The sequence below is a fragment of the Cyanobacteria bacterium QS_8_64_29 genome (assembly GCA_003022125.1).
GTDB lineage: Bacteria > Cyanobacteriota > Cyanobacteriia > Cyanobacteriales > Rubidibacteraceae > QS-8-64-29.
The window spans coordinates 1-9,424 of record PXQH01000020.1 but is presented as its reverse complement, the minus strand read 5'-3'; the positions used below and the strand labels follow the sequence as shown (position 1 = coordinate 9,424).

Here is a 9,424-nt window from a genome sequence, read left to right as displayed (position 1 = left end):
TTACCCATTGCCCATGCCGGCGGCGACTCGGGCCATCCCGCTTGGGGGCTCGATGCCCTAGCCGCTGCCCTAGTAGATGCGCTCGCGCCGGCCCGGCAAATGCACCTGGCTTGCTTCCTGCGCGATCACCAAGCTCGCGCAGCCGCTGCCGAGCGCGCGATCGCGCGCTACAGCGCGCCGCCAGCCACCGATTCACCAGAAGCGGTCACCATCAAAACGCCGGTTTGGCGGCTGCTGGCCCAGCTGACGGCCTACTCCCCCCAGCTTGCCCCCTTGTTGGCCGAGTGCATCCCCAACGAGGGCGTGCCGGCCTTCGCTGCCAAGCTGCACCTGGCCTACGATCTGTTCGCGCTGCTGGGCCCGGCGCAAGGCGACGCGTCCCATTTTGACTTGCGCGCGCTCTGGCCGCTCCTGCGCGCCGATGGCAGCGCGCCCGAGCACCAGATCCCGGCATTCGGGAGCGCGCTGCTGGCCTACTGGTGCCAAGAGCTGAGCGCCACGCAGCTGCAGCAGCGTTTTGAGCGCGAGCTGGCGCAGGCTTAACCAGGGACTACAGTTTCAAGTTGTCAGTGACGCGCCGCATGGCTTCGGTAATGTTCTCGCGGCTGTTGAAGGCCGAGATGCGGAAGTAGCCTTCCCCGGCTGCTCCAAAGCCGGAACCGGGCGTCCCTACCACGTGGGCGTTTTGCAGCAGCTTGTCGAACAAGTCCCAGCTCGATGTGCCTTCGGAACCGCGCACCCAAACGTAAGGGGCATTGATCCCGCCATAGACCTGCAAGCCGGCCGCCGCTAGCTGCTCGCGCACGATGCGGGCGTTTTCCAAATAAAAATCGATCAGCGCCCGGACTTCCTGCTGGCCCTGGTCCGAGTAAACGGCCTCGGCCGCCCGCTGTACGGCGTAGGCAACGCCGTTGAACTTGGTAGCCTGGCGGCGGTTCCAGAGCGGCCAGAGCTCGACGGCAGAGCCATCGGCCGCTTGGCCGCTCAGCCCGCGCGGGATGACGGTAAAAGCGCAGCGCGTGCCGGTGAATCCGGCTTTTTTGGAAAACGAGCGAAACTCGATCGCGCACTCGCGCGCCCCCTCAATTTCGTAGATGGAGTGCGGAATCTCGGGATCGCGGATGAAGGCTTCGTAAGCGGCATCGAACAGGATCAGGGCGTTGTGGTTGCGCGCGTAATCGACCCACTGCTTCAGGGTGGTCCGGGTGGCGACAGCGCCGGTGGGATTGTTGGGAAAGCATAAATAGATGACATCAACCGGGCCCTCGGGCAGCGGCGGCGCAAAGTCATTGGCCTCACTCATGGGCCGATAGACCAACCCCCGGTACTCACCACGCTCGTTGGCCTCGCCGGTGTGGCCGGCCATGACGTTGGTATCCACATAGACCGGATAGACCGGATCGGTGACGGCAATAGTATTGTCATCGCCCAGAATGTCGAGGATGTTGCCCGTGTCGCACTTGGTGCCGTCCGAGATAAAAATCTCGCCGGGGTCGACGCTGCAACCGCGGGCCGCGTACTCGTGCTCGGCAATGGCCTCGCGCAGCCAGGCGTAGCCCTGCTCCGGGCCGTAGCCGCGAAACGTGGCGCGATCGCCCATCTCATCCACGGCCCGTTTCATGGCCTGGCAGCAGGCTTGCGGCAGCGGCTCGGTGACATCGCCAATGCCCAACTTGATGATATCGGCGTCGGGATTGGCCTCGCTGAACGCCTTGACGCGGTGCGAGATCTCGGGGAACAGATAGCCCGCCTGGAGCTTGAGAAAGTTGTCGTTGATTTTGACCATGCCGGCTTGCCAATAGCACTATCGGCAACCAGCTTACTGCCTTGCCCAAACTGGGGGAACCCGGGCTAGCGGCGAAACGGGCCGCCAGCCAGCAGCAAGCTACCCGCAACGCTGCCTACGGCCAAGCCCAGTGCGTGCCCCATAAAGCTGACGTTGGCAACGCTGAGATCGAAGCTGGCCTGAACCGCCACGATCGCCACCACCCACTGCAAGCGCTGCGCGGCAATCCGCGATCGCTCCCGGCACCAGCCCCAGAGCAGGATGGTGCCCGTCACGCCCAGCAGCCCCATGATGGCCGAGGAAGCCCCCACCAACACCTGCTCGGGGGATCCCAGCTGCAGCGCCAGGACACAGTACAGCCCCATGGCGCCCACCCCGCTCGCGAGGTAGGCCAGGCAGTAGCGGAGGGCGCCCAGGGTACGCTCGACGTAAGGGCCCAGCAGGTAGAGGCCCAGCATGTTGGCGGCCAGGTGAAGGGGGCCAAAGTGCAGAAAGTTGGCCGCGAGCAGGCGCCACCACTCACCGCCCCACCAGACCGCTGCCGGCTGCAGCGCCCCCAAGCGCTCCAAGTTGGCCGCGTTCGTGCTGCCGCCCAGGGCGCTCTCGAGCGCAAAGACCGCGACGTTGAGCCCAATGGTGGCGTAGGTAGCACCGGCGCGCCCCAGGGTCAGCATTAGAGCTTTGCCGTAGCGTGCTTCTTCGTACAGCTGGCACTCGATTTGGTCCAGCAACCGCCACGATTCGGCATCGAGCGTTTGTTGCGGGTTGGCGGGCGGATGCGCCAAGCGCCAGGCGATGGCGTTGGCTAGCGGAGGGGCACTGTCCGATTGCAGTGCCTGAAGCTGCTGTTGTCCCCGCTGGCGATCGCCAGCGGCCAGGGCAGCCGTGGCGTGCCAAAACGCTCGGCTGTGGGGGGCATGGGGCATGTCGGCCAACGCGCGCTGCAGCGCCTGCGGGCGGGCGCACAACGCCAGCGCCAAGGCCCGGACGGGATCGCGCATGGCCTTGAGCGCGCCGAATTGGCGTTCGTAGCGATGCAGCCCCCAAACCAAGCCGTTCAAATCGCCCAGCTCCCCCAGGGCGCGCAAGTAGTGGCCGGCTAGGACCGGATCCTGCCACCAGCCCTGCTGCGGAAACTGCTGCAACCAGCGCAAAAGCGTCTCCCAACGCGCCCCCATGCGGTAGAGGATGGCTTGGGCGCCGTGGGCCGTGCGGCCGCTGCGCGCGCGGTACTGCTGCAGCAGCGCGAATGCCCGCTCGAAGTAGCCTTGCTGGCCCGCTTCCAGGGCACGCATGAGTTGCGGCCGCTGCCACCAGCCATCGCCCGGATGGAGCCAGCGCAGTCCGGCCGCCAGCCGGCGCGCAGCCTGCCAGCGCTCCTGGTTCATTAGGCGATTGAGCCAGCGCGCGCCCAAGGTCGGCAGCAGGACAAACGCGACCCACAAGCCGCTGCCCACCCAGCCCACCAGCTCGGGCTGCCAGCGGGCCAATCCAGCCATGAGGCCCAAAATGGCTGCGCCGGTCCCTACCCAGCCAGCCTGGGAGCCCGCGATCGCCGCGCGCCCGATCAGGGCAAGGCAAGAAATGCTAACAATCCAAGCCAGCAGCGCATTGGCATCCATGCACTAGCACCTTGGGCTTGCCATGGGGAGCCGTGATCGCGCCTCGCAACTGGCAGATGGGCCGAGAACCGCCATCTAGCGGCGCGTTTGCCCGTCCCCAATTCTACGGCGACCGGCACCGGCTAATGCATTCTCGCAAGGGGCTAGGGGCGTGTCGCTTGGGAGCAACGCCCCCGCAAACTGATGTGATATCTCCCAATAAGAGTGCTAACAAAACTGGTAGGGATGAGGAGGGAGAGCTCCGGTCTATGCCATGGCCAAACCGCTCGTACCCAACGAACTCTGGATGAGCGGCGTGCTGACATTCACCAAGCCTTCCTCGAGCTGGGCTGCGCGCTCATCCTGTTCAACCACCTACAGAAGTTCTGTTAGGCGCTCTAAGCTCGGTCGCTCCTGCACTGCTTCCCAGAGGGCGTACTCTCAACCAGGGCCAGAGCTGTCAATAGTCGCTTTGGTGTTGAGCCAAAAGCTTTGACTATGAGGTCTTAATTGAAACAGGTAATGGGACAGCTTCGCTTGCAGCGCTAAAAAGTTTTGAAAGTTCCCAAGTTTGAATGGGAGATCGGCCATCAAGCAGACATTAAAAATTGGAATTCTTCAGGGAGAAGCTGGGCGCTGCCAGTAGGCTTGTCAAGGTCAATCCAGCTCAACTTTGACCAAAGTGCTTTCTCTTGTGTCGAATGCCGACCACTCAAATCCGATGAAACAGCCCGATTGGGTAACTAATCGGATCGGGCAGCCTCCTTGTCAGCAGTCGCTTCAAAGCACGCGAATCTCTCAATTCAGGAAGCAATACCCCTATTACTAAGAAGACTTAGCTATCATATTAGTGACACAAAAAAACGTGCGCTGGGTTCAGCTTAGTCTCATACCAATTCTCGTAGCTTGTGCACTAGATTTTGACCCTCGAAACTCCCTCAATATGGGAGTCATGTTCTTTAGTAAGCGTGCATCTGCTGCTCAAATTGGTATCACCCAGGACGGCTACACTCTAAGTTCCCTGTCAAACTAGTGGCATCAAGGATGCCAGCATAACCGTGGCAATGCCTGCTACCGCTCCCACTCTCGCTGAGGTGATGGCGCGATCGCCGCCCAAAGCGCCTGCCGATACGCTGCTGAGCTCGGTTGGGGAGCAGCTTGGTGCTACCGCTTGGCGCACTTGCCAACTGGTTGAGGGCGAGACAGCCTCGACCCTGCCCTATGCGGCGGAACAAGGGAGCTATGTGCTGGTCAGCGACGGCAATCGCCTGTGCGGCATTGTCACCAGCCGCGATCTGCTGCCCCTAGTGGCAGCCGGCCGCGATTTAAGCGCGGCCACCTTAGGCGAGGTCATGACGCCCAATCCGGTCGCGCTTGCTTGGGCACAAGGCCAGGATGCGTTTGCCGCCCTATCGCTACTGCAAGCCCACCAGATTCGCCATTTGCCGATTGTCGATGCCAAAGGGGGCATTGTTGGCGCTGTCACGCTAGAGGCCCTAATGCAGCAGCTGCAGTTATTTGACGCGCTTACCAATCGCTCGGTTGAGTCCGCTTTGCAAGCGGATGTTGCTTGCGTCCCGCCAAGTTGCTCCGTGCGCGAGGTTGCTGCCCAACTGGAAGCTCAGGAAAGCCATTACATCGCGATCGCGGCCTCCAACAAAGCAAGTGAGGGGCAGCCAGGAGCAGTTGGCATTGCAACCGCGCAAGTCCCCATTGACTGCCAACTATTAGGCCTCGACCCCGCAGTGACGCCGGTTGGACGCCTCATCGAGCAGATGCCGGCGCCGCTAAACCGGCAAGATACCCTCTGGACGGCCCGCAAGCAGATGCGGCAACAGCAGGTGCAGCAGCTCGCCGTTACAGGCGATCGCGGCGAGTTGTGCGGCGTTGTCACCCAAACTGGCTTGCTAAGCGCGCTCGATGCCAGCACGCTGCAGGGAATGGTCTCGGCCCTGCAACGCCAAGTGGCCAATTTAGAGAAGCAGAAGCAAGCTCTGCAGCAGCAAGCGCATGGCAGCGAGCCATCGAATGTGAGTTTACGCGAGCGCGAGCGTCGCTTTCGCACGCTGTTTCAGCAAACCTCTCAACTCATCACATTACTGGCACCAGACGGAAAGGTGCTCGAGCTCAACGAAGCGGCCCAGAATACAATCGGTCGCTCGCGAGCGACCGCAATCGGGCACCCGTTTTGGGAGGTTTTCAACTGGGAACCAAGCGAGCGGCTGCAGCAGCAGCTCCAAGCGTATTTTGTACGCGCTGCAGCTGGCGGGGTAGTCCGCAACGAATGCGAGGTGACTGATGCGACGGGACAGGAGAGAGTCCTCGATGTGTCGCTGCGTTCGGTTTGCGATGAAGGCGGGCAACTCGAGTTCGTCGTTGTCAAAGGACGCGATATTACCGAGCGCAAGCGAGCCGAAGCTGACCTGCAAGCGCTCAATCAAACCCTAGAAACCCGCGTTGCCGAGCGCACCGACTCCTTGCACCAGGCCAACGCCCAGCTTCAGCGCCAAAACGCGGTGCTCCAAGCGCAGCAGGAAGCAACGATTGAAGGCATCTTGCTGGTCGATGGTAACCGCAACGTTAGCAGCTACAACCAGCGTTTTCTGGATCTGTGGCAGATTCCACAATCAATCGCTCAAACCCGCGACGATCAGCAGCTACTAGACTACGTCCGCTCGCAACTCGTGCAGCCGCAGGCGTTCATTGAGTGGGTAGAAAAGCTCTACCAAGATCCCCAAGCCAAGAACGTCGAGGAAATCCAGCTGCGCGACGGGCGCACCTTGGAGCGTTACTCGCAGCCGGTTGTCTCCTCGCAGGGCGAGCATTACGGTCGCATCTGGTGCTTTCGCGACATTAGCGATCGCAAATCAATCGAAGCCGAGCTGCGCCGCAGCCGGCAGTACTTGCGCAACGTGCTCGATAGCATCTCGGCTCGGGTGGGCGTGCTGGATGCCGAGGGCTACTACCTAGACGTCAACGCCGTTACCTTGGCCCCGGCAGGGCTGTGCCGCGAGGAGGTCATCGGCCAGCGCCTCGATTGCACCTACGGCGTTTCGCACTCGCCGCAGGTGCAGGCTCAGCTGCGCGAGGCGATCGCGAGCTGCCGGCGCGGCGAGGCAAGCCAACAAAGCCTCACCGTCCGCATTGGGGAGAGCGAGTTTGTCACCTTTGATGCCTACTTCAACCCCATTTGCAATGCCTCGGGACAGCTGGAGTACATCATTGCTTCTGGCGTCGATGTCACCGCCCGCCAGCAGGCCGAGCAGCAACTGCGAGTGCAATCGCAGAGCCTGCAGGCGTACAGCAACAGCCTCAAGCAACTGCACCGCCTCAACACCACCCGCTACGACAGTTTTGAGGCGCTTATCGACGATTACCTGCAAACCGGACGGCAGCTACTAGGCCTCTCGGCTGGCATCATCGGTCGCGCTGATGGCAATCGCTGCGAGATCGATGCCATTAACGCTGAGGGCATGCCCCTGGAGCCGGGGACCGTTCTCGAGCTCGATGGGCTCTTTTGCGCGCGTGTCGTGCGCCAGTGCGAGACGCTAGCACTCCACAACGCAGGCGCGGATCCCGATTGGTCCTGCTATCCCATGTACCGCGATCTGAGCATTGCCGCTTATCTGGGCACGCCCATTCTTGTCAACGGTGCGGTCTACGGCTCGCTCAACTTCTCCGACACTTCCCCCCGCGCGCAGCCGTTCCGGGATTACGAGCGCGAGCTGATCGAGCTCATGGCCCAAAGCCTAGGACGGCTGATCGAGAACCGCCAGGCCGAGCAGCAACGCCAGCAAGCCGAGGATCGCATTAAGGCCTCGCTGCAAGAAAAAGAAACGCTACTGCGCGAGATCCACCACCGCATTAAAAACAACTTATTGGTGGTCTCGAGCCTATTGGACTTTCAAGCTGAGGCGAGCAACAGCCCCGAGCTCCACCGGACCCTGGCGGACAGCCAGCATCGCATTGATGCCATGGCCCTAATTCACGAAAAGCTCTACCGCTCCCAGAACCTGGCCCAAGTGGAGTTGGGCGAGTACCTGCAAACGCTGGCCGAGAGCTTATACGAGGCCTACAGCCTAAGCCCAGAGCGAGTGGCGCTGCACTGCCAGACCGAGATGGTGCTCACCAACATTGAGACGGCTCACCCCTGCGGGCTGCTGGTTAACGAGCTGCTGTTGAACGCCTTCAAGCACGCGTTTCCACCGGGGCGCTCGGGTCGCATCGAGCTGCAACTGAGCCAAGATGGCAACGGCCAGATTGCGCTTGTGGTTGCCGACAATGGCGTGGGCCTACCGCCCGACCTTGACATTCACCAGACCGACTCGCTGGGCATGCAGTTGGTGGGCACCTTTACCGAGCAGCTGGATGCCTCGCTCTCGCTCGAGCGTGCCGGAGGGACAGCATTCCACTTGCGCTTCAACGAGCTGGCGTACAGGCGGCGGTTCTAGCGCCCCTTGGCATTCCCCAACGCGCTCAGCGCGAGCGGGACCCGGCGCTGTCAATGAGCGCGCGGGCCCGCATGAGCACAGGGATCTGATAGTACGCCAGCAGCAGGCAGCCCACCAGCAGCGAATGCGCCACCAGCGCCAGGGCGCTCCACACCCCAGGCAGCCAGGCCAACGGCCCGCCTGAAGCGGGCGGAAATAGATAGCCAGCGCCGCCAATCAAGGTAGGCGGTACCGCAATTAGGATGGCGCCCACCAGGAGGTAGTCCCACCCCAACGCCTGCGAGCGGTACTGCCGCCCGCGCCAGCGGTGACCGCTCCAGTACCACTGCAAGGCCTGATACCAATTCTCGTGGCTTGTGCACTAGATTTTGACCCTCGAAACTCCCTCAATATGGGAGTTATGTTCTTTAGTAAGCGTGCATCTGCTGCTCAAATTGGTATGAGGCGCGTCGGCCAAGGTTAGCGTGCGGTCCTGGCAATCGGCGGCGAACAGGTGATGGCAGCGATCACAGCTAAAGGTTGCTGCCATTAGCGGTAGGGCGGCGAGCTGGCCGCGCCCGCATACCGGGCAGGGGTAGCTGGCCTCGGGATCGAGCGGTGGGTTGGGATCTTGCCAGGCGGACACGGATCCCTCACCTCCGGATGCGTTGCCCAGGGCACCATCAGTGCCACAATAGCGATAAGACCCGAGCGACACTTAGCCCCCACGGGCAAGGCTGTAGGAGCTGGCGAGCATGGAGCAGATCCGCAAGCAAAAGCAAGATCGCCTCTATGGCGAGCTGCTGAAATTCCACCGCGCCGCCGATTTGGCCAGCTACGACGCCCTACTGGAAGGCGATCTCTCGGCCGCCCCCTCCAACGACATTCCTAACGACTACCCCGAACGACTGCACGGCCTGATTGTGGGCTTTATCAACCAACCTGGTGGTGACTGTCAGGAGTGCGGCGAGTACCACCCGCCAGTGGTGGATGCGGTGGTTTATTGCTACGAGCTGGACGGCAGCGTCATTTTTCCGCAGGAGCGGTTTGCCTTTGCCACGCCCGCTCTGGGTTGCGATCCGGACCAGTTGGGTCGCGTGGTCGATCCGGTCAAAGATCTGGAAGGGGTGGGGCTAACCTTTAGCTACGAAATCGAGCTGGATGACGCCCGGAAGCGCTACTTCGTGCCCATTGGGGCTAGCGTTTGGCCCAGCGAGCGGGCTAGGACCCTGTGCCTAGATGCCATGCCGCTCGACGCCCGCCCCTAGCGCGCTCAAATACTGTCCGTCACGCTGCTGAAGTGGAAGCGGCGGACGCGCGCGGCCGGGACCACCGTGCCGCCAAAGCGCTGGGGATAGCCCAAGGCATCAACCTCGCCCAACATTTCGGGCAGGCGCTGGTTGAAGCGCAAGTTCTGGATGGGATAGGCAATGCGCCCGCCCTCAATCCAAAAGGTGCCGTCGCGGGTCATGCCGGTCACCTCCAGCGTGCGGGGGGTGACCAAAACGAGCGGGGATACAAGCCCCGCCCTTTAGGGCGGCTAACTGTGCTATTTTAATAAGAGTAGCTAGGCTTTTATCAGTGTTGGTCCTGAGCTACCGCTACAA

The 9,424-nt window shown here is 62.0% G+C and carries 5 protein-coding genes and 2 pseudogenes (1 of these 7 cut by a window edge); 3 read left to right on the top strand and 4 right to left on the bottom strand.

Annotated features, from left to right (window positions below):
• A pseudogene (locus BRC58_03865) lies at positions 1-543 on the top strand (hypothetical protein); it begins 1,165 nt to the left of the window's first position.
• Positions 544-550: 7 nt separating this feature from the next.
• Here BRC58_03865 and BRC58_03860 read toward each other — a convergent pair.
• Both BRC58_03860 and BRC58_03855 read right to left on the bottom strand, forming a co-directional pair.
• Positions 551-1,786: an LL-diaminopimelate aminotransferase gene (locus tag BRC58_03860; protein PSP18277.1), complete on the bottom strand. Its 1,236-nt coding sequence runs from the start codon at positions 1,784-1,786 to the stop codon at positions 551-553.
• A gap of 65 nt (positions 1,787-1,851) precedes the next feature.
• On the bottom strand, positions 1,852-3,408 hold the full coding sequence (locus BRC58_03855) for a rhomboid family intramembrane serine protease (protein ID PSP18276.1): 1,557 nt from the start codon (positions 3,406-3,408) through the stop codon (positions 1,852-1,854).
• Positions 3,409-4,451: 1,043 nt separating this feature from the next.
• Here BRC58_03855 and BRC58_03850 point away from each other — a divergent pair.
• Entirely contained in the window at positions 4,452-7,838 is a 3,387-nt protein-coding gene (locus BRC58_03850) for a hypothetical protein (GenBank protein ID PSP18275.1), read from the top strand.
• 25 nt (positions 7,839-7,863) lie between these two features.
• Here BRC58_03850 and BRC58_03845 read toward each other — a convergent pair whose 3' ends face one another.
• Entirely contained in the window at positions 7,864-8,169 is a 306-nt protein-coding gene (locus tag BRC58_03845) for a hypothetical protein (protein PSP18274.1), read from the bottom strand.
• Between the two features lie 403 nt (positions 8,170-8,572).
• On the opposite strand from BRC58_03845, the gene BRC58_03840 reads away from it, so the two are divergent.
• Complete coding sequence (locus BRC58_03840; GenBank protein ID PSP18273.1) at positions 8,573-9,085, top strand: hypothetical protein; 513 nt, start codon at positions 8,573-8,575, stop codon at positions 9,083-9,085.
• 5 nt (positions 9,086-9,090) lie between these two features.
• Here BRC58_03840 and BRC58_03835 read toward each other — a convergent pair.
• Positions 9,091-9,318: pseudogene (locus BRC58_03835) on the bottom strand (TldD/PmbA family protein).
• Positions 9,319-9,424: the final 106 nt, after the last annotated feature.

Bases quoted from the DNA above. Each gene is read 5' to 3' on its own strand.
- BRC58_03860 (PSP18277.1), bottom strand. From the start codon at position 1,786: ATGGTCAAAATCAACGACAACTTTCTCAAGCTCCAGGCGGGCTATCTG.
- BRC58_03855 (PSP18276.1), bottom strand. From the start codon at position 3,408: ATGGATGCCAATGCGCTGCTGGCTTGGATTGTTAGCATTTCTTGCCTT.
- BRC58_03850 (PSP18275.1), top strand. From the start codon at position 4,452: ATGCCTGCTACCGCTCCCACTCTCGCTGAGGTGATGGCGCGATCGCCG.
- BRC58_03840 (PSP18273.1), top strand. From the start codon at position 8,573: ATGGAGCAGATCCGCAAGCAAAAGCAAGATCGCCTCTATGGCGAGCTG.